20 protein-coding genes and 3 pseudogenes are annotated in these 24,651 nt (G+C 61.4%); 15 read left to right on the forward strand and 8 right to left on the reverse strand.

The features are described from left to right. Together ppk2 and HJC04_RS18160 are read right to left on the reverse strand one after the other, a co-directional pair. The gene (gene ppk2 / locus HJC04_RS18155) at positions 1–843 is read right to left on the reverse strand and encodes a polyphosphate kinase 2 (protein WP_210628816.1); all 843 of its coding nucleotides are present in this window, start codon (positions 841–843) and stop codon (positions 1–3) included. A 21-nt stretch (positions 844–864) separates the two neighbouring features. Next, on the reverse strand, positions 865–2,565 hold the full coding sequence (locus tag HJC04_RS18160) for a SulP family inorganic anion transporter (RefSeq protein ID WP_221146882.1): 1,701 nt from the start codon (positions 2,563–2,565) through the stop codon (positions 865–867). A gap of 4 nt (positions 2,566–2,569) precedes the next feature. Between HJC04_RS18160 and HJC04_RS18165 the strand changes: the two genes are divergently transcribed. From HJC04_RS18165 to HJC04_RS18180, 4 genes are all read left to right on the forward strand, one after another. Then, complete coding sequence (locus tag HJC04_RS18165; protein WP_221146772.1) at positions 2,570–2,734, forward strand: hypothetical protein; 165 nt, start codon at positions 2,570–2,572, stop codon at positions 2,732–2,734. A gap of 387 nt (positions 2,735–3,121) precedes the next feature. Continuing rightward, entirely contained in the window at positions 3,122–3,436 is a 315-nt protein-coding gene (locus tag HJC04_RS18170) for a hypothetical protein (RefSeq protein WP_210628813.1), read from the forward strand. A gap of 39 nt (positions 3,437–3,475) precedes the next feature. Continuing rightward, complete coding sequence (locus tag HJC04_RS18175; protein ID WP_210628812.1) at positions 3,476–4,894, forward strand: DUF3300 domain-containing protein; 1,419 nt, start codon at positions 3,476–3,478, stop codon at positions 4,892–4,894. A gap of 29 nt (positions 4,895–4,923) precedes the next feature. After that, the gene (locus HJC04_RS18180; protein ID WP_210628811.1) at positions 4,924–5,862 is read left to right on the forward strand and encodes a DUF2950 family protein; all 939 of its coding nucleotides are present in this window, start codon (positions 4,924–4,926) and stop codon (positions 5,860–5,862) included. A 4-nt stretch (positions 5,863–5,866) separates the two neighbouring features. Here the strand turns inward: HJC04_RS18180 and HJC04_RS18185 are convergent, their stop codons facing one another. Next, the gene (locus HJC04_RS18185) at positions 5,867–6,355 is read right to left on the reverse strand and encodes a CYTH domain-containing protein (RefSeq protein WP_210628810.1); all 489 of its coding nucleotides are present in this window, start codon (positions 6,353–6,355) and stop codon (positions 5,867–5,869) included. A 35-nt stretch (positions 6,356–6,390) separates the two neighbouring features. Further along, on the reverse strand, positions 6,391–6,858 hold the full coding sequence (locus HJC04_RS18190; RefSeq protein ID WP_210628809.1) for a hypothetical protein: 468 nt from the start codon (positions 6,856–6,858) through the stop codon (positions 6,391–6,393). Between the two features lie 260 nt (positions 6,859–7,118). Between HJC04_RS18190 and HJC04_RS18195 the strand changes: the two genes are divergently transcribed. From HJC04_RS18195 to HJC04_RS18215, 5 genes are all read left to right on the forward strand, one after another. Further along, a complete protein-coding gene (locus HJC04_RS18195) occupies positions 7,119–8,918 on the forward strand; it encodes a hypothetical protein (protein WP_221146773.1) in 1,800 nt (599 codons plus the stop codon). A 244-nt stretch (positions 8,919–9,162) separates the two neighbouring features. Next, positions 9,163–10,374: an alpha/beta hydrolase gene (locus tag HJC04_RS18200; RefSeq protein ID WP_210631679.1), complete on the forward strand. Its 1,212-nt coding sequence runs from the start codon at positions 9,163–9,165 to the stop codon at positions 10,372–10,374. 37 nt (positions 10,375–10,411) lie between these two features. After that, the gene (locus tag HJC04_RS18205; protein WP_221146774.1) at positions 10,412–12,565 is read left to right on the forward strand and encodes a mechanosensitive ion channel family protein; all 2,154 of its coding nucleotides are present in this window, start codon (positions 10,412–10,414) and stop codon (positions 12,563–12,565) included. 60 nt (positions 12,566–12,625) lie between these two features. Beyond that, positions 12,626–13,108, forward strand: coding sequence for a hypothetical protein (locus HJC04_RS18210; protein WP_210628806.1), 483 nt, complete (start codon positions 12,626–12,628; stop codon positions 13,106–13,108). Positions 13,109–13,110: 2 nt separating this feature from the next. Beyond that, entirely contained in the window at positions 13,111–14,337 is a 1,227-nt protein-coding gene (locus HJC04_RS18215; protein WP_210628805.1) for an HlyD family secretion protein, read from the forward strand. 206 nt (positions 14,338–14,543) lie between these two features. On the opposite strand, the gene HJC04_RS18220 is transcribed toward HJC04_RS18215, so the two are convergent. Beyond that, on the reverse strand, positions 14,544–15,125 hold the full coding sequence (locus HJC04_RS18220; protein WP_210628804.1) for a dihydrofolate reductase family protein: 582 nt from the start codon (positions 15,123–15,125) through the stop codon (positions 14,544–14,546). Between the two features lie 186 nt (positions 15,126–15,311). After that, positions 15,312–17,018 carry an adenylate/guanylate cyclase domain-containing protein gene (locus tag HJC04_RS18225; protein ID WP_221146775.1) on the reverse strand — a complete coding sequence of 569 codons (1,707 nt, stop codon included), beginning with the start codon at positions 17,016–17,018 and terminating at the stop codon, positions 15,312–15,314. 566 nt (positions 17,019–17,584) lie between these two features. Between HJC04_RS18225 and HJC04_RS18230 the strand changes: the two are divergent. The 4 genes and pseudogenes from HJC04_RS18230 to HJC04_RS18245 form a co-directional block, all read left to right on the forward strand. Next, positions 17,585–17,781: pseudogene (locus HJC04_RS18230) on the forward strand (hypothetical protein); the annotation flags it as partial. 94 nt (positions 17,782–17,875) lie between these two features. Beyond that, positions 17,876–18,808: an L-lactate dehydrogenase gene (locus tag HJC04_RS18235; RefSeq protein ID WP_221122593.1), complete on the forward strand. Its 933-nt coding sequence runs from the start codon at positions 17,876–17,878 to the stop codon at positions 18,806–18,808. A 64-nt stretch (positions 18,809–18,872) separates the two neighbouring features. Beyond that, positions 18,873–19,127, forward strand: a pseudogene (locus HJC04_RS32240) (tetratricopeptide repeat protein); the annotation flags it as partial. A 250-nt stretch (positions 19,128–19,377) separates the two neighbouring features. Further along, positions 19,378–20,003, forward strand: a pseudogene (locus HJC04_RS18245) (tyrosine-type recombinase/integrase). Between the two features lie 189 nt (positions 20,004–20,192). On the opposite strand, the gene HJC04_RS18250 reads toward HJC04_RS18245, so the two are convergent. Together HJC04_RS18250 and HJC04_RS18255 are read right to left on the reverse strand one after the other, a co-directional pair. After that, on the reverse strand, positions 20,193–21,302 hold the full coding sequence (locus HJC04_RS18250) for a sulfite oxidase (protein WP_210628800.1): 1,110 nt from the start codon (positions 21,300–21,302) through the stop codon (positions 20,193–20,195). A 348-nt stretch (positions 21,303–21,650) separates the two neighbouring features. Beyond that, entirely contained in the window at positions 21,651–22,601 is a 951-nt protein-coding gene (locus tag HJC04_RS18255; protein ID WP_210628799.1) for a LysR family transcriptional regulator, read from the reverse strand. A 98-nt stretch (positions 22,602–22,699) separates the two neighbouring features. Between HJC04_RS18255 and HJC04_RS18260 the strand changes: the two genes are divergently transcribed. Both HJC04_RS18260 and HJC04_RS18265 read left to right on the forward strand, forming a co-directional pair. Continuing rightward, positions 22,700–23,575 (forward strand): dioxygenase, encoded by an 876-nt coding sequence (locus tag HJC04_RS18260; RefSeq protein ID WP_221146776.1) that lies wholly within the window; start codon positions 22,700–22,702, stop codon positions 23,573–23,575. Continuing rightward, entirely contained in the window at positions 23,572–24,633 is a 1,062-nt protein-coding gene (locus HJC04_RS18265; protein ID WP_221146777.1) for a maleylacetate reductase, read from the forward strand. The genes HJC04_RS18260 and HJC04_RS18265 overlap by 4 nt, the downstream gene beginning before the upstream one ends. The last annotated feature ends 18 nt before the right edge of the window (positions 24,634–24,651 follow it).

Below are 24,651 nucleotides of genomic sequence, written 5' to 3' on the forward strand. Positions count from 1 at the left end.
CTATGACGTCGTGTCAGGCACGACATGGCGGATGCTGCGGTCCTCAGTGAAGTCGGCCGGTCGTTTCTGCCGTTTCCCCAGATCGGGCTCGTCAAATTTCACTCGTTCATACGGAATGGACTGCAGGATGTGAGAGATGCAGTTGATCCGTGCCCGTTTCTTGTCGTCGGAAGGCACGATCCACCACGGTGCATGGTTGGAGTCGGTCATCCGCAGCATCTCGTCATAGGCGCGCGTATAATCCCACCAGCGCTGGTAGGATTCGACATCCATGGGACTGAGCTTCCATTGCCGCACCGGATCATGGATCCGGCGCCTGAAGCGGCGCTCCTGTTCCTCCTCGGTGACCGTCAGGAAATATTTGAGAAGGATGACGCCGCTTTCGACGATGGCGGCTTCGAAGCGGGGCGCGAGTTCGAGAAAGCGCTGCGCCTTCTTGTCACTGCAGAAGCCCATGACACGATCGACGCCGGCACGGTTATACCAGCTGCGGTCGAATATCACGACTTCGCCGGCTGCCGGCAGGTGGGCGATGTAACGCTGCATGTAGATCTGCGACTTTTCCCGGTCGGTGGGAGCCGGCAGAGCCACAACGCGGAAAACACGCGGGCTGAGCCGTTCCATGATCCGCTTGATCATGCCGCCCTTGCCGGCGGCGTCGCGCCCTTCGAAGATGATGACGATCCTTGCGCCTGACTTCTTCACCCAGGCCTGAAGGTAAGCCAGCTCCACCTGCAGCCGGCCGATTTCCTTGTCATAATCCCAGGATTTCTTCTTCTTTTTATCTTTGCCGTTGCGGGTTGCCTCTGCTTCTGCCTCTCTCGGCTCGTAGTTTTCGTCCATGGCTCTCCCTCCTTCTCTCAACTAGGGTATATTGGCGGCCGGGACGGTGCGGTCGGGCTGGTCGATGTCGCCGATCAGCGTCCGCAAGGCTTCTTCCCTGCCATTGAAAAGATTGTCGGCGCCGATCGCGTTGATCACGCCGGCACGATCAAGAATCGCGCGGCTTTCCTCGCTGAGATCGGCGATCGCGAAGGTGATGTTGCGCTTCGCAAGCATGTCAGCGACAGCCTCGAGCGCGGTCGCGCCGGTGCTGTCGATATAGGTAATGGCGCTTGCATCGAGCACCAGGTATTTGGTTTCGGCGGGAAGCGCCTTGATCACCGAAATCATCCGCAAACGCACGTAATCGGCGTTGTAAAACAGGATGCTGCCCTGGACCGCGAAGACGGCCGCCCCCTCGATCGGACGGGCTTCCGGAAAGCGCTGCAGATCGAAGAAGCCGTGCCGCCCCTCGATGCGGCCAAGAAGGCCATCGCGCGGAAACATCGTCTGACGCAGCAGATAGGCGAAGGTCGCCGCGATCGCGACAATCACGCCGTTAAGGACGCCGAAGCTGATCGCTCCCCACATGGCGATCAGCGCAAAGATGAATTCGATACGGCTGATGCGCCAGATCTTCCTGAGCTCATCGATATCGATGAGGCTGATGGCAGCCGTTGCCAGGATCGCCGCCAGCGCCGGGATCGGGAGAATGCTCAGCGCATCATTCAGGAACACCAGGGCCGCGATCAAGGTGGCGGCCGAAACCAGCCCTGCAAGCTGAGAGACGCCTCCCGTCGACAGGTTTATGGCCGTGCGGGAATCGGACATGCTGATCGGAAACGAGCCGAAAAGGCCAGGTGCGATATTGGCGGCGCCAAGTCCGATCAACTCCTGGTTCGCGTCGACTTCCTCGCCGGTGCGTGACCCGAAGCTGCGCGCCGTCACTATTCCGGCGCCGAAGCTGACGAGAAAAATCGCGGCTGAACCGAGCACGGTCTTGTCGAGAGGCATCTGATGAAATGCTGGCAGGGAGAGGGCCGGCAGGCCACTCGGCAGGTCGCCGATCACGGCGATGCCGCGGCCGCGGAAATCGAAGATGGCTGACAGGACGACCGAGACCACCACTACCAGCACCGGGCCCGGAACCTTCAACTGCAGAGCCCGGACGACCCAAAGCAGCGCAAACATGGCAAGGCCGAGGATCAGGGAAGGCCAATGGATGAGGCCGCTCTTGGCGAGCATTTCGATGAGCGGAGCGATGAGCCCGTCGGATTCGATCTTCACTCTCGTAAAGCGGCCGATCTGTCCGACGAGAATTGAAAGCGACACCCCGGCGAAAAACCCGACCAGAATCGGCCGGGACAGGAAGCTCGCGAGAACGCCGAGCCTCAATAGTTTCGCGGCGATGTAGAAGACGCCGACGCCGATCGCAAGCGCCGAAGCGATCGCCACCCGGTCGACAGCGGTTCCGGGCGGCGCGACCGCGATGATGGCGCCCATGGCAGCGGCAAGCACCGTCATCGTCGCCGCGTCAGGCCCGACGATCAAGAGCCGCGAGGGGCCGAAAATCGCGTAGGCGATCGGCGCGAGGATGCTGGCATAGATGCCGGTCTCCGGCGGCAGGCCGGCGATTGCCGGGTAGGCGATGGCGCTCGGCAGGCCGACGGCAGCGATCGACAGCCCGGCGGGGATATCGCTGCGAAGCCAATCCCGGCTGAAACCGCTCAGGCCCCGCAACATCGGAATGCTACCTATCACCGCTGGCTCCTATGCTCTCACCGTTGGTCCTTCCCAGGTCATCACACTGCTTGGCCGCACGGTCGGGATTGGCGTCAACTGGCACGGCCAGATCGCAACAACCACCCGTTCGGCAGTGTTCAGCGGCGTGCTGATGGGCGCGGCGTGCTGATGGGGTGGTTTCGTGCGTTGGCGATCAGATCTGGAACGTCGATCGCGATCATGATGCTAATCGAAACACGGCCGCTCCCTTCCGGCCGGTCTGGCACTACCGCTAGATCGCTATCAAACGCCGATATTAGGCCTGTTTCGGAGTCGAGGCTCGTAGCATCGTGTAATCTCTATCGGGTCGCGGCCATCCAGATACTCGAGGAGATCGTCTGCGCTCAGGAGCGGAGGGACGCGACCGGCTTGATACATGCCATTGCGGCCAACGCTTCGAATTCGTCCGGCGCTTGGAAGGCCGGCTACCGTAGGTTCGCGTATTTTACGTCAGCCGCCGCTGCGCCTGTTGTATAGTTTCGACATCTGCTGAGCGCAGTCGGCGGCGGGGGCGGAGATGGCGTCGGGAGATAAAAGTTCGACATATCTATCCGCCCTTGAGACGGCCGAGACTTATTTTCCCAACCAGACGCGGCTGGTACAGCGGCTTTTCTACGTAAACGAGCCCTTTCACAGCATGTGCGAGGATCTCGCGGATGCCGCCCAGGCTCTGGCGCATGTCGAGGCTCTGCCGGAAGCGGTTCGAGAGGCGCGGCGGCTGGAATATGCGGGTCTGGTCGAGGCGCTGCTGCAGGAGATGGGAGAGGCAATCGCCCAATCGAAAGTAGTCGTTCTGGGGCGACCGCCTCTCATCGGTCCGAAGTCTTCATGAAGGCGTCCGTCAAAGTTTGATCCAAGGGAGGTCGGTGCGATGAAAGCAATTCCCCACAAAGTGTCTGGGGCTCAATTTTTCGCCGGCCAACTCATTGCTGGATTGTCGGTGGTTGCGATCATCACATTGCAGCTGGCCTTGCCCGCGCGCGCCCAGGCGCCTGCACCAGCGGCCGCGCCGACCCAGACGGCTGCCGAACAGCCTGCTGCGGCGCTTCTGTCAGACGATGAGCTGGAAGTGCTCGTGGCGCGCATTGCCCTTTATCCGGACGAATTGGTTGCAGCGATTTCGGCTGCCTCGCTCTTCCCGCTGCAGATCGTCGAGGCACAGCGGTTCCTCGAGGCAAAAAAGAAGAATTCCGATCTCAAGCCGAAGAGCGATTGGGACGGGAGCGTCATTTCGCTGCTCAACTATCCCGACGTCGTCAAGATGATGAGCGAAGACCTCGACTGGACGCAATCGCTGGCGGATGCGCTCACCAATCAGCAAAAGGATGTTCTGATTGCCATTCAGCAGCTTCGCGACGAAGCGGTGGAAAAGAACATCATCAAGACGGATGACAAGGTGACCGTCGTTACCGAAAACGAAAATATCATCATCCGACCGACCGATCCCGAGAAGATCTACATCCCGCAATACCCGCCGGAAATGCTTTATGAACCGGGTTATGCCTCGGAGCCCATCTCTTACTATCCGGATTATTACGACAGCTATTATTACCCAGGGGCGGGCTTTTTCGCCGCTGCGGTCACGGGTCTGACCTGGGCAGCCATCGTCAACTGGGACGACTGGGGCGTCTGGGGCGGCCGCTGGGACGGCGATATTGATATCGACTGCAACAATTGCCTGAACGACCGCAACTTCAATGGGAAGCTTAAGTTTAACGACGTCGACTGGAGCAATGTCGACCGCAGCAAACTGAGTATAGGCAAGGACCAGTTCGCGAAGCTGGACCGGTCGTCGATCAAATCCAGTCTCCAGAGCGACAATCGCAACCAGCTGCGCAACAGAGCCAATGATATCCAGGCAAGTCAGAGGCCTGGGAATCGCGGTAACGCCGCACGCGCTGAAGATATCCGCAAGAACACGGCGCAAGGTCTGAAGGCCAAGCCCGCCGCCAATAGACCGGCAGCAAGCGATCGGCAGGGAGCGTCGAGGCCTGAGGCGCGTCCTCAGAAGGCCGCCAATCGCCCCGCCAAGCCCGCCCAGAAATCCGTCAAGAAGGCCAACAAGCCGCAAATGGCTTCGAGACCTGATAATCGCGGACGCCAGCCGAGCGCTCTCGGCAACCCGCAATCCGGTCGCCGGGAGGCCGTCTCCTCGCACCGGGGGGCGCAGAGCATGGGCCAGCGTCCTTCGGCCCGTCCACCTCAGTATAGCCGCCCTTCAGGCGGCGGCGGTGGCCGCGGTGGCGGTGGTCGTGGCGGCGGTGGCCGTGGCGGCGGTGGACGGCGGTAAGACCTGTTTCCAGCTCAGGGAGTGACATCATGAGACGCCAATCGACCGTAATTTCGCTCATGTTCGCAGCAGCGCTGTGCACGTTTTCGGCAACGCCGACGCTCCTACTGGCGCAGACGGATCTCTCCGCGTACAAGGCGGCGACGTCTTCGCCGAAGTTCGACAGCGCGCAGCTTGCGATCGACAAACTGAAGTCGGTGCTGGCTTCCAACAATATCGACGATCTTGCCGCCTTGCTCGGCCTCAACGCCGACAAGCTCCGTTCCAGCAACGAGGCGATGATCGCCTACGGATTGATCCGGGAGGGCGCAGAGCGCCAGGTGGTTCTGAAGGATCTCGGCAATCTGAAGGTCGCCGCAATCGGCGATCGGCTTTGGCCGCTGCCGTTTCCGCTGGCCGAAGACAAGGACGGCAAATGGTTCTTCGACACGCAGCGTGGCCTTGAAGAAATCATCAATCGCCGCGTCGGCGAGAACGAGCTCGCCACCATCGATACCATGCACGAATATGTGGCGGCCCAATACTGGTACGCATCCGAGGATCGTGACGGCGACGGCATCTATGAGTTCGCGAAGAAATTGATCAGCAGCCCTGGCAAGCTCGATGGCCTTTACTGGGATCCGAGCGTCTACCCCGAGGAAAGCCCGGCAAGCGCGCTGGTCGAAACGGCCGCGTTCGGAGCCGCCAAACGCGGCGAGGGTTATTACGGCTATCGCTACCGTATCCTGACATCCCAGGGAGACAATGTCCTTGGCGGCAAGCAAAGTTATGTCATCAACGGCTATATGACCGGCGGTTTTGCGCTGATTGCCTGGCCGGTCAAATATAGGGTGACCGGCGTGCAGACGTTCATGGTCAACGGAATGAGCGTCATCTACCAGCGTGATCTCGGCCCGACGACGGAAGAGCAGGCTGCGGCGATCAAGGATTTCAATCCGGACGCAAATTGGACCGTCGTAAAGGATTAAGGTTTCAGCCGGCGCCGCCCTGCGCCGCCGGCTGTTGTGGGGGCGGGGCAGCTGCCATGGCGCGGTTGGAGTATCGCCGCTCGCCCGTGACCTCGCGCCCCAGCCATTGCGGCAGGTTGAACCGGTCATCCTCACTCGCCATTTCGATTTCGGCGAGTGTTAATCCCTGGTAAGCGCCGGCGAACACGTCCACCTCCCAGCTTTGGCCGTCATGCAGGACGCGGTATCGGGTCTTTTCAAGGACATGACCTGCGTGGAGAAGGAGATCGCGTGCCTCCTCGACCGGAATGTCATACTCAAATTCCTCGCGGGCCAGGCCTGGCGAGCGGAATTTGATTGTCAGGCGCGCGGAACGCCCGTCGATCAGGCGGACGCGCACGCAGTTCTGATCGACGCCAAGATAGGCCTGTTGCAGGACGCGCGGCGCGTCGGCGTAAACGCGCCAACTGTCGTCCCGGACCAGGAACTTTCGCTCGATCTCTATCGCTTTCAACAGGATATTCCCTCGCTCGTGCCTGCTCTTTGGCGTCAGTCGACAGGGGGTTCCCAAGTGAGGAAGAAGCCGACGTCTCCAGGCATCCCGTCGGGGAAATTGATGATCATCGCCTTCAGACCGTAGCCTTGCGGCTTGGCGACCTCCTCGAACAGTCCATACAGCTCCTTCGCCTTCCCCTGCAGCGTCTTCTGCCATCCGGCAAGGTTATTGTTGATCGCGCGGCCGCTGTCCGTGCAGAAGGTCGATGGAAAGCTGTAGATCAGCGCCTCGTATTTGCCATCCGCGGCCGCTTTCATCACCAGGCGTTTGATGACGGCGCGTTCCGCTTCTCCAATCTGCTTGCGGAAGAAATCCTCGACGAAATCAGCATGTTTCTTCGCTTCACGCGCCTTGATCTTGTCGCTGCGCTCCATTTCCACGAGCTGGAGTTCCAAAGCGCGCTTGCGCAGCTCCTCGGCGCTCGTCATAGCATGGGATGTGGACGTTTCAGGTGATGTCATCGCCGCCTCCTCCGGAATGTTCAGGTGATGATAGAGTGCACGGAGAGACGAAGGCAGTAAAATACATGTCCGCCCAGGTAGGATACGGTATCCTACGCCGGTACGAGCTATACAGGCCTGTATTGGCCCCTGGCGACCGTTGAATAAAGCGATCCTTAATTAGCTTATTCTTCTGAAGAGCATTGCCGTTGTGTCGACGCAGGTCTATCGTCGATGACTGCATGCTGCAGGTTGTTCGCAATCGGAGTCTGGGGGAGCCGATGCCAAATGCAGACGTTGACAGGGCGAGCAGCGACATTTCTTCACCCGAAGAGGTGCAGCGGCAACTTGAGCGTATTCTGTCCAGTCCCGAGTTTCGTCTTCCGGAGCGAGCGGGGAGGTTCCTCGAATTCGTGGTGACCGAGACGCTTGCCGGCCGTCGCGACTACCTGAAGGCATTTACCATCGCGCAGGCGGTTTTCGGCCGAGATGCAAATTTCGATGCTCAGCAGGATCCCTGTGTCCGTATCGAAGCAGGACGACTGCGCAGGGAACTGGAACATTATTACCTGACCGCCGGCGCCGCGGACCGGGTCGTCATTACAATTCCCAGAGGCGGCTATGCGCCTGTCTTCGAGGTGAGGCAAGGAGCCCAGCCTGCAGATATGCCGCAAACCGGACAGGCCGTTCCGCTGACACCTCCGGCAGATGAGGGGCAGCAAGGCGCCCGGGCAGCGGATACGGACGGCCGAGACAAGGCGAACCGGCGTGTGGCATGGTCCCGATATTGGCTTTCCGCAGGAGGCGCGGCGGTCGTGTTCGTCGCCGCCGCCGCGATGCTTCAGCACGGGGGGACGTTCAAAACCGAAAACGACATGCCGTCTGGAGCCGTCGGCCACCCCATCATTGTCGTCGAACGTTTCGAAAGCGCCTCCGGCAGCGGGGTTGCATCCGACATTTCCCGCGGCATCACCGATGACATCATCGAAAAGCTCGTTCCCTTCAATGACATCGTCGTCGCCGCCGCTTTGCCGCGCAATCGGGAGGGCCAGTGGTCGTCGCAACCGATCTATGCCTTGCAGGGGAGTATCAGGCTGGAAGGCGAAACGCTGCGCTCGACGGCCAGACTTGTGCGGCGAGCCGATGGCACCGTCATCTGGGCAAACAATTACGATGCGGACATGAAGGTCCAGGGCGTCTTGCAGGCGCAGGCAGGTCTTGCCGAGGACATTGCGACGGCGGTCGCGCGCCCATTCGGCGTTATATTCGAGACGGACACCGCCAGCATCGCCGGAAACGCGGACGCGTTTTCCTGCATTCTGTCCTACTACAGCTATCGGAGCGAAATGACCCCGCAGGCGCAGGAAGCGGCAAAATCCTGCCTGCAGCATGCTGTGGAAAAGATGCCCGATGATTCCAATGTCACTGCCTTTCTTTCGCTCACCTATCTCGACGAATTCCGCTTTCCATATCAGCTGAACACGAAACCAACCGCCGCCACGCTGGCGATTGCCAAGGAGCTTGCCGAACGCGCCGTGCGTCTCGATCCGAAGAATGCCCGAGCTCTGCAGGCGTTGATGCTTGCCAACTTTTTCGGCAATGACCCAACCGAGGCCTTGCGGGCCGGCGAAGCTGCGTATGCCAGCAATCCAAACGACACCGAAGTGGCGGGCGAATACGGCCTGCGCCTGGCGATGTCGGGAAAATGGGACAGGGGCTGCGAGCTGATTTCGGAGGCGGTCGGCAAGAATGCCGGACCACAGGGATACTATGAGGTAGGAATGGCGCTCTGCGCCTTCATGCGGGGCGATATCCAGGCTGCCGAATTATGGTCGCGCATGTCGGACCTCAACTACAATCCGATGCATCGCCTCGTCCTGCTTTCGATTCTCGGCACCCTCGGAAAATCGGCGGAGGCAAAGGAGCAAATCGACTGGATCGAGGCCCGATCGCCCGCCTTGATCCCGAATGTCCGGCGGGAGGTCGTCCGGCGGCTGGCAAGAATCGAGGACCAAGAACGATTCTTCTCCGGGCTGGAGGCTGCCGGCCTGCCAGTTCAAAACGACCAGCCGGCGAATTGACGGCGGTGTGTCCGACCGGCTGTCCTCGCCATCGGCCGAACGACGCGCAGGGTGCTGTTACCTGTAACATACAGGATCATACATGCCTGCGGATGCGTCTTTGGCCCAATCTCTTCCATGCAGGACCGGGTCGACCCCGGCAGCACGCGTCAGGGTGGGGAGCAGTGTGAACATAAGCAACATGCGCGGCACTCAGGCCGCTTTTCGGCAGACGCTTCGACGGCTTCTGGTCTGCGTTACGGTGATGTGCCTGTCAGGCTGCGGCGGGCATCCGAAAGGCGTGCTAACCCCGGTCGCCGAAACCTCCCCCCGCGCCGATCGCGTCGACATGCTGGTCGCCACGACGCGCAGCCGCTCGCCTGTTCCCGGAGAGATGTTCAGCGGCGAGCGCGCCCGCCAGCCCACCTTCGCCGATATCACCGTCTCGATCCCGCCTGGGCGCAAGGAAGGTGAAGTCGCCTGGCCGAAGAAGTTGCCGTCCAATCCCAAGACCGATTTTGCGACGCTCAAGGCAACCGAGTTGGATGTCGATGCCGCAAAGGCCTGGCTCAGCGCCAGCGTGCGCAAGAGCCCCGACAAGAGCGTTTTCGTCTTCATCCACGGCTACAACACCCGCTTCGAGGACTCCGTCTACCGTTTTGCCCAGATCGTTCATGATTCCGGCGTTCATAGCGCGCCGGTGCTGGTGACGTGGCCCTCGCGCGGACGGCTGCTGGCCTACGGCTATGATCGGGAGAGCACCAATTACACCCGCAACGCGCTGGAGAAGCTCTTTCAATATCTCTACCATGATCCGGAGATCAAGGAAGTCTCGATCCTCGCCCATTCGATGGGCAATTGGCTTGCTATGGAGGGCCTGCGGCAGATGGCGATCCGCAATGGCCGCCTGCCGGCGAAATTCAAGAACGTCATGCTCGCGGCTCCCGACGTCGATGTCGACGTGTTCCGCCAGCAGATCGCCGACATGGGAAAGCAGCACCCCCAATTCACCCTCTTCGTATCCCGTGACGATAAGGCGCTCGCCGTCTCCCGAAGGGTCTGGGGCGATGTCGCCCGTCTCGGCTCGATCGATCCGGAGCAGGCGCCTTACAAGCAGGAACTCGAGGAATACGACATCAATGTCATCGACTTGACGAAGGTGAAGACCAGCGACCCTCTCAACCACGCCAAGTTCGCGGCTTCGCCCGCGATCGTCCAGCTGATCGGCGCCCGTATCTCGGAAGGACAGACGCTGACTGACAGCCGAGTCGGTCTCGGGGAGAGAATTCTTGCGGCGACGACGGAAACGGCGGCCGCCGCGGGCAATGCTGCGGGTCTGGTGTTGGCGGCGCCTGCCGCCGTCGTCGATCGGGACACACGCGACGCCTATGCCGCCGAGGTCAGCGCGGTTGCCGGGCCCGGCGGCAAGTCGAAGCCGGCCTGTGGCAATGCTTTCAGGACGGAATGCCGGCCATAGGGCGCGCAGTGCGCGATACGCGGGATTGGGAGTGATCATGTCGATAGTGTCATCAAGGAACGTTCTTCGGACGCTGCTCCTGGCGGTGATCGCATCCCTCGCCGCCGCACTGACGGCCATGCCCGCGATGTCGCAGACACCGCCGGCCGCACTGCCGGCCGAACGGATCGAGCAGTTCATAGCCTTGTCCACCGATCCGGCGGTGCAGGACTGGCTGAAGCAGCAGGCAGCGGCAAAAGCCGCTGCCGAACCAGGCGAGGCGAAGCCAACCGATCCCTCTTTTTCCGAATTCGCCACACGCTTCCGCCGGCATTCCTCCGATCTGATGAATGCTGCGACCTCGTTTCCATCGCAGATGATGGCGGCCGCGGCGGTGCTCGAGCGTGATATCCAGGCGAACGGCGGCACCCGGCCGGTGGTGCTCTTGATCGCCTTCATGGCGGCAGGTTTTGCCGCCCAGTGGTTTTTCCGGCGGATCAGCGGCGGCTGGCGCGCCTGGATGGAGCAGGCGTCCTTTGCGACCGTCCGGGAGCGGCTTGTCCTTCTCGGCGCCAAACTTCTCTGGGAAGCATGCCACGTGTTCGCTTTCGCGCTCGGCAGCATCGGCTTCTTCCTCATCTTCGACTGGCCGCCGCTCGTGCGCGAAATCGTCGTCGGCTACCTCTTCGCCTTCGTCGCCTTCCGCCTAGCCGCCGCGCTCCTGCGCATTTGGCTCGCGCCCCCCGCCGCCGCGGCGCAGCCAGGATTTCGCGTGGTCCCCGTCAGCGATCCGGCCGCGGCCCATTGGGCGCGCCGCCTCGCCTATCTCTGCGGCTGGTTCGCCTTCGGCTGGGTGACGGTGCGGCTGCTTGCAACGCTCGGCCTTCCCCCCGCCTCGCGGCTGCTCGTCGCCTATACGCTGGGTGTCGTGCTGTTGGCGATCGCGATCGAAAGCCTGTGGCGCCGGCCGGTGGACGCGCCGGTCGAGAGCCGGATGCCCCGCATCGGCCGGACGATCCGCAATTGGCTATGGACCGCCTATTTCATCGGTCTCTGGGCTCTCTGGGTCGTCGGCGCGATGAAGCTCTTCTGGATCGTCGCGGTGTGCGCCGCATTGCCGGCCATCCTTGCGCTCACCCGCGTCTCCATCGCCAATATTCTGTCCTCTCCCGCCGGCGCGGAAAAGGCCGAGCGGGCAAGCATCGCCTCCGTGCTGGTGGAGCGCGGTGTGCGGGCAGTGGTCATCGTCGGGGCCATCCTCCTGCTCGCCCGTGCCCTCGATGTCGAGTTGACCCGCATGACGATGCAGGACACCCCGATGCTGCGCATCGTCAGGGGCATGCTCAGCGCCGGCATCATCCTTCTCGTCATCGATCTCGCCTGGAGCCTGGTGCGCGTCGTCATCGACCGCAAGCTTGGCGAGACCGATACGCCCCAAGAGGCCGGCAGCGACACGGCCCGCCGCCGGGCGCGGATCCGCACGCTGCTGCCGATCCTGCGCAACGTTCTGATGATCCTCTTTGCCGCAATTGCAGTGATGATGGCGCTGTCTTCGCTCGGCGTCGAGATCGGGCCGCTGATCGCCGGCGCCGGCGTCGTCGGCGTTGCGATCGGCTTCGGCGCCCAGACCGTCGTCAAGGACATCATCAGCGGCGTATTCTACCTGCTCGACGACGCTTTCCGCGTCGGCGAATACATCCAGAGCGGCAATTACAAGGGAAGCGTCGAATCCTTCAGCCTTCGATCGGTGAAGCTCAGGCATCACCGCGGCGCCGTCTACATCGTGCCCTTCAGCGAATTGGGCGCGATCCAGAACATGAGCCGCGACTGGGTGATCGAGAAGATGACGGTCAGCGTGGCCTATGATTCCGACGTCGAGAAGGCCCGCAAGATCATCAAGAAGATCGGCCAGGAACTGTTCGCCGACCCCGAGTTCAAACCCATCACGATCGAGCCGCTGAAAATGCAGGGCATCGACAGCCTGGGCGACTCCGGGTTGCTGCTACGCATGAAGTTCATGACGCTTCCCGGAGAGCAGTTCACGCTGAAGCGCCGGGCGCTGCGGATGATCTATGAGGCCTTCCATGAAAACGGCATCCGCCTTGCCGTGCCGACCGTCCAGGTCGCCGGCGACAAGGTTGCCGATACGGCCGCAGCTGCTCAGCAGGCTCTGACGGCGCACAAACAGGCCCTGGCGGCAGGCGCCGGCTGACATGATCCATGCGGCCTGCCGGCTGGCAGGCGACTATCGCGTTCAGGAAAGGAGATTTCGATGGAAGACTATCACTCCGCTCTCACCGATCACGTGCCCGGCTTCATCACCGAGCCGGGCCAGACCGACTATTTGTTTGTCGGCGTCATCGTCTTTCTGATCGTGATGATTCTGGTGGTCGGCAACCTCTACTTCCAGCTTCACGCCATCCCCGAACGCATCGCCCACCGCACCAACAAGGTGCAGATGGAGATTGTCGCGGTTCTGGCGCTGATCTCGCTCTTCACCCACAATCACCTTTACTGGATCCTTGGTCTGCTCCTGGCCTTCGTTCGGTTTCCCGATTTTACGACCCCGCTCTATTCGATCGCCCGCTCGCTCGCCAGGCTCGCCGGACGCGACCCGGACGAGCTCGAGGATGAGGCGCCGGTCGCAGCCGATCACCCGGAACCGGTCCGCGCGCCGACGCCAGCGCCAGAAGCAGTGGCAGAGGCACCACCCGCCCGGACGCCCGCCAAGACACTGCACGAAGAGGGGATCTGATCATGTTCGAATTAATGCTCTGCTCAATGCTGACCATCTTCCCGGACTATCTCTATCGACGCTATGTCCAGGGCAAGCGCATCGGCCAGGAGATCACCCTTTACAGCATGTGGTACGAACTGCGCTGGGGCATTTCCGCCTGCCTGATCCTGACCGTTTCGCTGATCACCATGATCTTCTATTTCCATCCCTCGACAAAAACGGTCACGGCCATATTCCGCACGGTCACGATCCTGCCGGAGGCCTCCGGCCGGGTGGATGAGGTCTTTGTCGGCGTCAACGAAAAGGTCGCCGCCGGCGCGCCGCTCTTCCGCCTCGACGATTCACAGCAGAAGGCGGCATTCGAAACCGCCAGCCGGCAAATCGCCGAAGTCGAAGCCGAAGCGAAGGTCGCGCAGACCGAGCTTGCGAGCATGGACGGCCAGATTCAGGAGGCCGACGGCGCCCTGAAAGTGGCTGAGGACGAGTTGGAGATGAAGACCCAGCTCCTGAAAAACGATGCCGTCGCCCGCCGGGAGGTGGTCCGCCTCACCAATACGGTCGAAGGCCGCAAAGGCTCCCTCAGCGCTGCGCTTGCCAAGAAACAGACGCTGGAAACCAAACTCAGCGTTCTCCTGCCGGCGCAGAAGGCGAGCGCCGAGGCCGCCCGGGCGGAGGCGCAGGTGGAACTCGACAAGACCGTCGTCAAGGCGGGGGTAGCGGGCACAGTCCAGCAATTCACATTGCGCCCCGGCGATGTGCTGAACACCATGCTGCGTCCTGCCGGCATCCTGGTGCCGAGCGAAGCGGGCCGCGGAACGCTGATCGCCGGTTTTGGGCAGATCGAGGCGCAGGTGATGAAACCCGGAATGGTCGCGGAGGCCGTCTGCGTCGGCAAGCCGTTCACCATCATCCCGCTCGTGGTGACCGAGGTGCAGGACGTGATCGCGGCCGGCCAGCTGCGCCCCACCGACCAGCTGCTCGACGTACAGCAGCTGGCAAAACCCGGCACGCTGACGGTGTTCCTGCAGCCGCTGTTCGACGGCGGCCTGGATGATGTGCCGCCAGGCAGCAGTTGCATCGCCAATGCCTATACCAACAATCACGATGCGCTCGCTGATCCCAACATCAGCACCCCGCGCTGGTTATTCCTGCATGTGGTCGACACGGTCGGTCTCGTGCATGCCATGATCCTGCGTATACAGGCGATGTTCCTGCCGGTTCAGACCCTGGTTTTCGCCGGGCATTGAGCTCGATGCGCATTGTCCGCCAGGACGCCACGGCCCATTTCGATGGTGCTGGCCTTTTACGGCCATGTATGGCCAGAGGCTGACCGGCGTGAGCAGCCGATCGAATGGCCGTCGGCGGACCAGCTGAAAATGCGCCTTTGCATCGAGCAGATGTTCGTGGCTGCCCAGCTTCAGGCAATAGTAGGCCGCCGCGGTCTCGTCAGACGCTAGGAACTGGATTGGCGACGGACACGATAGCGGATGTGTGTCGCCGCCGGCGTGTCGATTACCCTGACAAGCTCCAGTTCGATCTCTGACGGCAAAACATCGAACAGCCGGCGGCCGCGACCGAGCAGCACCGGGATCAGATGGATCTGGATCTCGTCCAGCACCCCGGCCCGGAGTGCTTCTTGCGCCGTATAACCACCCCGCAGTTGTACGTCCCGATCGCCGGCCGCAGCCTTCGCCAGCGCCATCGCGCTCTCGATTCCGTCATTCACGTAGGTCACCAACGGATAACCCCAACGGGCGGCGGGCGGCGGAGGCCGGTGACTGGGCACGAAGATCGGGGCGCCGCCATGACTGCCTCCCCAGTGATCCATGAGCTCGGCGGTCCGCCGGCCGGCAAGGACTGAACCGGCCGCCTTCCATTCGGCTTCAAATTCACGCACGGGCCCGGCCTGAGCGGATCCCCCGTCGGCGTCCGCCCAGTGGTGCAGCCGCTCTCCATCCTCGCCTCCAAGATAATCGTTATCGTCGGCGATATACCCATCGAGGGACATCGACATGTCGAGGATGGATTTGGACATTTCGTTCTCCTGTGACGACTTAAGGTCAAGTGTGCGAAGGGTGCTGTCGGCAGGTGCTGTGGGCGCCGTGCCGGGATTCGATCGTTCGGCGCGTTAGACGTATTCACGACGATCAATGTTGCACGGCAATTGGACTGTCGAAAGAACCGATTGTCACCAACCCGTCGGGATTGTCCCCGCCCGCTGTCACGTCTCCGGCAGGCCAGCCTTTCGGAAGCCGTCGACAAAGTGGTCTCGTACAGATGCATCGCGCAGCGGCTGGGAACTGAGCCAATGAGCGATCGTGAAATGAGGGTGGGCGATCAGGAACAATTCTGCTTCTCGCCGCGCCTCCTCGCGGTGGCCCAACTGCGCAAGCGCAGCAGCCAGGAATTTGCGTGAGTTGGTGCGATAGGTTTCTTTCCTGCGGAGTGTAGCGGTTGCCGCCTCGTAGTCACCTGCGGCGTATTGCGCCTGCCCAAGATGACAAAGATACCAGCAGGCCGGATAGGGATTGAGCCGCAGAGCTTTTTCGATCTGCGCCAGTCCGTCGGCAATCCTGCCGTCCAGCACGGACATATCAGACATGGCGGCCCAGGTGTCGGCGTGATTGGGGTCGAGTTTCAGGGCCATGGCGAAAGCGGCATCCGATTCCTCCCATCGCCGCTCATAAGCCAAAATGGTCCCCAGAACGTAGCGGCAGCCGGCATCGTTGGGATCCAGGTCGACCGCCTTCTGCGCTGATGTCACCGCCATCCGGCGGTTAGGATCTTCGGGCTCGCCGAAATGCGTCCAGGCAAGCCAACGGTTATAGGCGAGCAGACCGAGCGCCTCGGCATAGGATGGCTCGAGCTTGACCGCGCGTTGGAGCAGCATATAGGCCTCACGCTCGGTTTGCGGCGACTCCTCCGTCAGGAGACGGGCGCGCACACACAGATCGTAGGCCTCGAAGTTCTTCGGCCGATTGCGCGGCGTCGGGATGGTCAGCCGGCCGACGAGGGCTTCAACAATCTTGGCGTTGACCTCATCCTGTAATTCGAAAACATCTTCCACCGTCCTGTCGAACCGTTCGGCCCACAAGTGCTGGCCGCCAAGCGCGTCGATCAATTGGGCATTGATGCGGACACGGCCCATTGCGCGTCTGGCGCTCCCCTCTAGGACGTAGCGGACGCCGAGTTCCTGGGCGACCAGCTTTACGTCGACCGGCTTGCCCTTGTAGCCCCACACGGAATTGCGCGCGATGACGAACAGGCCAGCCGTGCGGGAAAGGTCGGTGATCAGGTCTTCGGTCAAGCCGTCGACGAAAGGCGCGTCCGCTTCATCCCCACTCATGTTCGTGAACGGCAATACAGCGATCGAGGGACATTCGGGCAGCGGCAAAACGCTCTGCAGCGCATCCGGCCAATGCCACAGGTGGACCGGGCGAGTGAGGTTCTTCAGGTAGCGTTCGCCTGCATCGAAGAACCGGTCGCCAATCTTGCCGACGATCTCGCCGTGAACGCTGGCTGAAATGCAGATGCCTCCCGGCGCGGCCAGCGTCTGGAGGCGCGCCGCGACATTGACGCCGTCGCCGAGGACGTCCGAACCGTCGTCAATGACATCTCCCAGATTGACGCCGACACGCAAAAGCAGGCGCCGGTCTTCGGTAGCCTCAACAGCAGTGGCGGCCCGCTGCATTTCCAAGGCTGCTGCGACCGCGTCCACCGCGCTGCCGAATTCGATCAGGAAGCCGTCGCCCGCGACCTTGAAGATGCGACCGTTGTGACGCATCACAGCCGGCTCGATAACGCCGGAACGGAGTTCCCTGAGGTTCTCAAGCGTTGCGGCTTCATCAGCCTCCATCAGGCGTGAATATCCCACCACATCGGCAACGACGATGGCGGCAAGGCGACGCTGAAGAGAATGGTTCGTCATTTGAGGACAAGCCCAACGACCGGGTTCTTAACGTATTGTTCAAGCGCGGGTGAGTCAACAAATGGTAAGAGGTAATGCCCGGGCGACCTCCACCTCCATCAGGCCGTCATCCCTCTTTGTGACCGAGGACGTCGAAGTAATGAGTATCCACGGAAAGCGGACGGTTCTTGAACGTCCGGTGATGGGCGCCCAGGCGGCTGGTGGCAAGCGGCGGTTTCCGCTGAGATGGGAGTGAAAATTGCGCGCTTCTTCAGCGCGCATACTCGGATATCCAGGCTCAAGGCCCGGAATGACGGAGGCCGGAGGTGCGCTTCCATCCAACTCGCCAGCGGCGCGGCCTCTCGCAAATCGCCACAATGATCGGCTTTGGCGCAATCATCGCTAGCGCTGTTTGCTTCGCACCTTGACTAAGCGCGTGTTGCCGTTTCGAATAATAGCGCTGTGACAGTTATGGCAGCTTTGCGCCCCAAAGCCGCCGTTCCACGTCCCGCGCTATTTGTCGGCAGGTGATTTCCGAAGCGAGGCGCATAAATTGGCAACCTTCAAGATGAATGGAGGATGTACCGATGCTCCGCTTTCTTGCCGTTTACACCAGAAGCCCGAGGACTTGGCGTCCTTTCGAAACCTGTCCAAAGCCGAGCAGGATGCAGTCGACGCCGTCGGTATAAAAGAGTGGTCGGCGTGGGAAGAAAGAAATGCTTCGTCCATCCTTGATCCTGGCGGAATAGTGGGCAAGACGACTCCCATGACCAAGGAGGGCGTCGTCACGCGGTGAATTGCGGGAACTCCGCTGACGGCCTGTTAATGGCGAGCTTCCGCGCTAAGTCTTACTTAACTCCGACAGGGAGGCAAACGGGATGAAGGTCGGCATTGTTGGAGCCGGCATGGTTGGCAGCGCGACTGCGTACGCCCTTGGCTTACGCGGTGTCGCGAGCGAGGTTGTGCTGGTCGATCTCGATCCAGCTCTGGCCGAAGCACAAGCCCTTGATATCGCACATGCGATGCCGTTTGCCTCAGGAACCTCGATTTCTCATGGAGACTACGATCATCTTCGGAATGCTGGTGTTGTCGTAATAGCCGCAGGGGTCGCGCAACGATCCGGGGAGACGCGAACCGATCTGCTGAGCCGCAACGCCGCGGTCTTCCGAACAGTTGTAGGCGAGATCATGCGTGTCTGTCCCGACGCGATTTTGCTGGTTGCATCCAACCCGGTCGACATCATGACACAGATCGCCGAAGCGTACTCCGGACTGCCAAACCATCGCGTGATCGGATCGGGGACAATTCTCGATACCGCGCGGTTTCGTAGCCTGCTGGGGGCTCACCTTCGTGTGTCGCCGCGATCCATTCATGCCTATGTGCTGGGCGAACACGGCGACAGCCAAGTCTTGGCGTGGTCCGGCGCCAGGGCAGGTACAGTTCCGATTGCTCTCTTCGGTGCACAGATTGGCGCTCCCATTACCGAAGCTGTCCGGACAGATATCGACAGCAAGACTCGCAACGCCGCCTATACCATCATCAAGGGCAAAGGCTCTACCTACTACGGGATTGGAGCAGGTCTTGCCCGGATCGTCGGCGCGGTAAGGCAGGATGAACAGGCGGTGCTTTCAGTCTCGAGCGTCACCGCGCTGATCGAAGGTGTGCGCGATGTAGCTTTATCGGTTCCCCGCGTTGTGGGCCGCGAAGGCATTTCCACTGAATTGCTTCCTGACCTTGACACACATGAGCGCGCTGCGCTTCAACGAAGCGCTTCTAAACTTAGAGGCCTGTTCGAGGCGGTGACGCTCTGATTCGAACCCATGCTGAGCGCGTGCGTGGGCGGACGTCGGCGTCGGCGCCGCCCATTTCGTCGACGGGCGATACGACGATGCGATTACCTGGATCCAAAGAGGCCTTAGCCAGCAGCCTGACGCGAGTTGGGCTCTGCGGTGGCTCGTCAGCGCCTATGTGCACGCCGGCAGATTGGATGAGGCACGACGTGCCTGCCTTCGACTGCGAGAGAGCCATCCCGACCTTACGCTTGCCAAAGTCAGGGATACATGGTGGCCCTCTGCTATTATGGCGCGGATCTTATCGGGTCTGCGTGACGCTGGCTTGCCCGAAGGCTGACTGGACCGGCTCAACCGAGGGTCTTCACCGAGATCCACAAACTTCATCGAAGGTCATGAATCCCTCCTTTGTGCCGTTCCGGTATTGCAATCCAAACGGCAGCTTCGGGTCAATCCCAGACTTTCGCGGCAAGTACTTTGATGTCCGCGTGTTGAGTGTCCAAGGAGCGGACGGTCGGCCACCGGCCCCGTCATATAACCAGAAGGTGCGCGTTCTCCCTCTGGCCAACGGTGGCCATAGGAGAACTGGAATGGGTGTCTCGCAATATGATCCTGCCGCACTGGGTCGACCGGCTTGGAACGCAGGCAAGGAAGTTGGCGTCAAGAAGCCCCTCAAGCAGCGCCAGATCTGGGCAGTCCGTTTCTTCCTCGACCGAGGAGGAAGGATGAGAGATCGCGCGCTTTTCGATCTCGCCATCGACAGCAAGCTCCGCGGCCGCGATCTGGTAAAACTGAAAATCGGGACTCTCGTCACGGGGCACGAAATTCGAACTCGCGCAATGGTCGTCCAGCAGAAGACTGGACGGCCCGTGCAGTTCGAAATCACGACCGAGGTTAGAGCTAGTCTGCTTGCCTGGCTTCAACGAAGGGGAGGAACAGTCGATGACTATGCCTTTCCCAGTCGGATCGACCACGGTAATCATCTCAGTACTCGGCAGTACGCCTGGCTGGTAGATGAGTGGGTGACGGCGATCGGCCTCCGTCGGGAGGATTACGGGCCGCATTCCCTGCGGCGAACGAAGGCCGCCACGAACTCTAAGGCCCGGCAACCGGCGATCCAGATCCTGCTGGCCATACCAAGATCGAGAACACGGTCAGGTATCTTGGCGTCGACATTGAGGATGCACTGGAACTGGCCGAGCGGACTGAGATCTGAATAGAGACTGCCCTGCACGTCGTGGGGCCGTTCCTCTTTGCTCTGAGAGGCTCTAACGAGATTCGATCAGCTTTGCGCCTTTCTCATGGTCATTCAGCCAAAGGGGCGCTATTGCTGCAAAGCGACATGACGCAGTGACAACGCGGGTCACACTTGCGCCGAGAGCCCCATTCCGCACCATGCGGGTGATTAGATCACGAATTCCTCCTCGTATTTTCGTTGCTCGGGAACGACGGTAACCTCCACCGGAACGATCCAATTGGCCGCGTAGCTCTCGCAGTCGGAACGCGGAAGGTCGGGCTGCACGCACCCCGCCCCATCGATCGCGCGACATCGCAGTGTATATCGCCCCACTTCTTCAGGGGTCCATATGTACTCCCACAAGCGCCATGCAAAGGGACGTTCTGTTTCGAGGAGCCTTCCCTCGCGCCATCCCCTGCCATCTCCCGTGCAGACCTGCACCTGCCGGATAGCAGCCTCTCCGCTCCAAGCGGCTCCGAAAATCCGGTAGGGTTGGCCGGCAATGAGGTGCGCCCCCTCTACGGGACGCGCGATCTGCGCTTTGACCTCCATCTCCGCAAGGGGAACCAGCGTGGGTTCCCCGAGGCTGCGTTCCCAACGGAAATAGTCGCGCGCCTGCCAGTAGCCGAGGAACGGTTGTTCCACAACCGTGATATCCGTAATCCACTTGATCCAAGCCATGCCGAACCAGCCACCCACCACCGCTCGTAGTGGGTAGCCGTGATCGCGCGTCAACGGCTCCTCGTTCATCGAATAGGCAAGGATCGTGCTGTCAGCGATGGCCTTCTCAAGCGGTAAACTGCGCGCAAAAGCGATGGGGCCAGGAGAAGCCGTTTTCTTGTTCGTGTCGACGACGCCGCTGTCGGCGCCTGTCAGCAGAACCTCACGTGCGGTTCGCTTAACGCCGGCCATTTCCAAAACCTCGCGCAGAAGAACACCTGTCCAGGCGGCGTTGCCGACGGCTCCGTTCTGCCACTGTAACCCCTCCTTCGGTGGCACATAGTAGACGCGCCCGTTCCCTGCGCACTCCACGACGGCAGTGAAAGTCGTGCTCCGCATCGCCTTGATGCTGTCGAGGTCAAGTTCGATCGGCCGCTCTACCGCCCCGCCAACGCGCAGTCTCCAGTCTCGCGCATCGAGCTCCGGCGACGGGAAATGGTTTCGCACGAAGAACAACTCGGCTGGGATCAGCCAATCGGAGAGCGACGCAAACGGAAACTCGATGTTCGGTGGGGATTTCTGTCGAACTATTAGACTGGGTTGCTGTGGTGTCGCCATCGTCCTCGTCTCCCCTCCAAAAGTACAACGTCGGCTCTCCGTCGCGCGTATTTCGGATCGATCACAAGCCCGTCGCAGTGCGTCTGTCGCATTCCGCCGGCCGCATACTAGCACATACCGCACGTCCTCGGATCGATCTCGAGCGGCAGCAAAAGGGGTCAATCTCAGGCCTCGGCGGCAATAATTCTGATGTCCGCTTTTGGTGTTGGGTGTCTCGTAGCGGACGGTCGGCCACCGGCCCCAAATCGGTCATTCCTTCTCGGCCTCAGCCGAGCCTGCTGCTGGAACATCGGAGATATGGGACTTCTAGCCAAGGACGCGGTCCCGGTTCGTATCCCATGGGGGCTCTCAAACGCCCCAAATCACCGACTCCTCATGACGTTTGATCAGATGCCGAAGATCTTGGAAACCCAGGCGGACGAATTCGGCAAATTGATCGACTGCGGGAGCTCGTGGAGCATCGACGCGCTTGAGGATCGCAAGGGCGCGCTCTGGATGAGGGATGGTGATTGGCAGTGCGGTGATCGTCTTTTCCTTGCGCTGCGCGAAGACGACGCTGTGCGGCATGACGGTCAGCGCATCCGCCGATTTCAGGTAGTTGATTACACTCATCAGCGAGCCGCCGGTATAGCGGATCTTGATCTCGGTGGCGCCGAAGGAGAGCAGCAGCGCGCGCAGGTCCGCCAGCAGCGGGCTTCCCGGTGGCGGCGCAATCCACGGATAGTCGAGCAGTTGGCTCGGCTGCGGCCGCCGTTTCAGAAGCAGCGGATGGGTTACCCGACAGGCCACGACATTGCGGCCTGGGAGAATCTGCTGGAATTCGAGCCCGGAACCCTCGTCGAGTATGTCGATCGGGCATATGGCGAGGTCGATCTGATCTGCCTTCAGCGCTGCGCGCAGATCCGGGAAATAACCGTAGCTTTGATCGATCCGCACGTCCGGACGGCTTGTCTGAAACTCCGCGCACAGCCCGGCAATCAGCGCATCCATGAAGAAGGGCGTGCCGCCGATCCGTACGACGCCGCTCTTGCCGACGCGGAAGCTTTCGACGAGATCGGAGGCCTTGCGTGAGGCTGCGAGCATGACGAGGCCGTGTTCGGCGAGCGAAAGACCAAACGGCGTCGGCTGCAATGGCCGGCGACCCTTGACGAAGAGCGGCTCGGCCACCCTTTTCTCCAACATGGACAAGGTGCGCGAAACGGCAGGCTGAGCGAGGCCCAGCAAGGCCGCGCCTTCGGTTACGCCGCCTGTTTTGACGACGGCGGCAAGCTGGATCAGGTGACGTTCGTCGAACTTCATAACGATCCGTTATATTGTTTTGCAACAAAATCATCAATCCATGCAATTCCGGCTGTTAGTATCAACCTCGGGTACACGTGAGATCGTGGAGGATGAGCATGGCGGAGCGGGCAAAGGCGCTCACATTCAGCGAGGCGACGTCGGCGGAGGTTTTCTCGGAACGCTTCTCCGCTGGCAGTGACGGCAATCTTTCACGGCTGATCGCTGCCGCCGTCATCCATGTTCATGATCTCATCAAGCAGTTTCGCCCGACCCAGGACGAGTGGCGCAAGGTCGTTGCCTTCCTGACCGATGTCGGCCATGCCTCGGACGAGCGGCGACAGGAATGGGTGCTTCTGTCGGATCTCATCGGCGCGTCGGCCCTGGTCGAGGAAATCAATTCGCGGCGGCCGAAAGCGGCGACGCCGAATACCATTCGCGGACCGTTTTTCCGCAATGATGCCCCAGAAAGGGTATCGGGTTCTTCGATCTCGCTCGACGGGATCGGCGAGCCGCTGGCGGTGTCCGTGCGGGTGCAGGATCTCGATGGCCTGCCGATCGCAGGCGCCGAGGTCGTAACCTGGCAGGCGAATGCCGAGGGCTTTTACGAGAACCAGCAGCCGGATTTGCAGCCGGAACATAATCTGCGCGGCCTCTTCCATACCGATATCAACGGACGGTTCCATTACCGCTCCGTCATGCCGTCGGGTTATGGCGTGCCGGACGATGGCCCGGTCGGGCGGCTGCTCGCCGAGGCGGGCTATCCGCTGCGCCGCCCGGCGAACCTGCATTTCGTCGTTCGTGCCAAGGGCTTCGAGACGATCACCACCCAGATTTACGATGCGAGCGATCCACACCTTGGCGAAGACGCCCTCTTCGGCGTGCGGCCCGAGCTCATTGCCTGCTTCGAGCCGTCCGAGATCGATGGACAGCGCGCCAAGGCGTTGAGCCTCACCTTCGTGATGGTGCGAGCAAAGCCGGGGAGGGCGGCATGACCCAGGATTTTTCCTATGCGGGCAGTCCCGCCCAAATCGTCTTCGGTGCCGGCAGCCGCAACCGGGTCGCGCAATGGGTCGCCAAAGCCGGCTGCAAGCGGGCCCTGATCCTCTCGACGCCGCAGCAGAAGGCTGATGCACAGGCGCTGGCCGAAGAGATCGAGCCGCTTGCCTGCGGCGTCTTCTCAGGCGCGACCATGCACACGCCCGTCGAGGTGACGGAGGCGGCGATGCGGGTGGTCGAGGAAACCGCGGCGGACTGCGTCGTCTGCCTCGGCGGCGGATCGACAACGGGGCTCGGCAAGGCGATTGCCTATCGCACCGATCTTCTCCAGATCGTCATTCCCACGACCTATGCCGGGTCGGAGGTGACGCCGATCCTCGGGCAGACCGAAGGCGGCCGCAAGACGACGGTGCGCGATGCCAGGATATTGCCGGAGATCGTGATTTACGATCCCGCGCTGACGCTCGGCCTGCCGGTCGCCATGAGCGTGACGAGTGGGCTGAACGCCATGGCCCATGCCGTCGAAGGGCTTTACGCGCAAGACCGCAATCCGATTTCGAGCCTGATGGCGCTGGAAGGCCTGCGCGCCTTTGCCCGAAGCCTGCCGGTTATCGTCAACGATCCGAAGAACGCTGAGGCGCGCAGCGATGCCCTTTACGGCGCCTGGCTCTGCGGCTCGGTGCTCGGCACGGTCGGCATGGCGTTGCATCACAAGATTTGTCACACGCTCGGCGGTTCCTTCGATACGCCGCATGCCGAAACCCATGCGGTGATGCTGCCGCATACGGCCGCTTTCAATGCCGCAGCCGCGGCATCGGAGCTGGCAGGAGCGGCCGAGATTTTCGGCGGCGCCATCGGTGGCGGGCTCTGGGATTTCGCCAGGGCGATCGGATCGCCCCTATCGCTCAAGGAATTCGGGCTGACAGAAATCGATCTCGATCGCGCGGCTGCGATCGCTGTCGAGAATCCCTACTGGAATCCGCGGCCGATCGAACGGAGTGCGATCCGCCAGCTTCTGCAGGACGCTTGGGAGGGCCGACGGCCTATGGAATGAGACACAGGCGCCTGCGGG

Source organism: Rhizobium sp. NLR8a (genome assembly GCF_019685235.1).
Classification (GTDB): Bacteria; Pseudomonadota; Alphaproteobacteria; order Rhizobiales; family Rhizobiaceae; genus Rhizobium.